Origin of the sequence: Anaerosacchariphilus hominis (assembly GCF_014290175.1) — a bacterium.
GTDB lineage: Bacteria > Bacillota > Clostridia > Lachnospirales > Lachnospiraceae > Laedolimicola > Laedolimicola hominis.
Window position 1 is genome coordinate 1 of the sequence record NZ_JACOOR010000025.1, and the last position, 1401, is coordinate 1401.

General features: G+C 48.1%; 2 protein-coding genes. Both read right to left on the bottom strand.

Annotation, left to right across the window (positions count from 1 at the left end):
* A partial coding sequence (locus H8S44_RS16120; protein WP_186997569.1) for an IS200/IS605 family accessory protein TnpB-related protein occupies window positions 1–1142 on the bottom strand: 1142 nt, incomplete at its 3' end.
* Between the two features lie 16 nt (window positions 1143–1158).
* Window positions 1159–1401 (bottom strand): IS200/IS605 family transposase (tnpA, locus tag H8S44_RS16125; protein WP_186997570.1); only part of this gene is annotated, 243 nt, incomplete at its 5' end.

The following is a 1401-nucleotide window of genomic DNA, read 5'->3' on the forward strand; positions in this document are numbered from 1 at the left end:
CAGTTATACTGTTTTCCTGTCGGGAAGGTACAAAGGCTGTGATTCTCCGGATTTCGAACTACCGGACCGCTTCCATCATATGCCAGCCTGCTGGTGTTTCGGGCGCTGATCCTGGATACGCGGATTCCTTGCCGGTGCGCCTGATGCTCACACAGCTTCTGGATATCCCGTTTTCTCCACAAATGCAACCTCTGCTTTTTATTTCCGCTGATCTTGCCCTGCATTTCCAGGTACTCAAAAACGATAACATCTGCGTGATTTTCCGCAGCGTAGGCTGTAATGGCCGCCGCTGTCTTCCGGGCCAGCTCCATATTCAGCCGCTTTGCGTAAGCCCAGCGGCTCTGTGTCTGTCCGGAGCCATGCTGTCTCTGAAATCTGCGGATTCTGCCCAATGTATGATGCAGCCGGTCTTTATCACTGGGGAAGTCGATAAACTTCCGTCCCAGGACAGTTCCGTCTGCCTGCATGATGGCGCAGACCGCGTCCGTGTTGATTCCCAGATCCACACTGCAAATGGTCTGTTCTTTGATATCTGTTTTGGTAAGGCTTACTTCTTCCGTATAAGAAAAGCGCAGAAAGTATTTGTGATGTCGTTTTTCCAGAGTAGGAGCAGAGGCCTTTTCCCCAACCCAGTTTTTTCGCAGATATTCCATATCCGTATGGAGCAGCTTTACCCGGAACCATTTCCAGTCGTGGCCGTCATACAGCTTCAGATACGCCGCATCCTCCTGCGGTTCTGCCTCCCGGTACATGACGTCACGGTAAAATACCGGCATGGCATGATTTTCCGAAACCAGCTTCGGTTTTCCCGTAAGGAGTCCATTTTTCCATAAATCAAGTCTTGTTTCATAGGAAGCGACGCTTCCAAGCGCATGCTGTATCGCTGCCCTTCGCAGGTAAGATGGCATCTTCGGAAAATGCAGGTCGAAATCATACCTTGCATGATTCTTTTTCGTCTCATGCACCAGATGTTCCGCTGCATTAAACCGCTTCTTTGCGTTATCAATCTGGGAAAGTTCTTCCCAGCTTTCCGCGTACACCTGAATCAGATAACTGACTGCAGAGCGGTAAATCCGCAGCGTATGGCGGATGGGAATATTCTGTTTTTTTATTTCCACGCCATAACTGGATGTAATCCGCATGATAAAACCTCGTTTTCTAGTTTTTTCGCTTTTCTTTTTCTTTCTGCCCCTCAATGTATGCCAGTACCTGTTCCCTGCTCCGGTCACTGACTGTCACCGCGCAATAAGATGGATTCCACAAATGCCCGTCCCACAACTTCTGCTTTAATTCCGGATGTACAAGAAACATTTGTCTTGCCAGATTTCCTTTCATGATTTTTATCATATCAGAAATAAAAAACTGTGGTTTACAATCCACCAGCAAATGGATATGATCCGG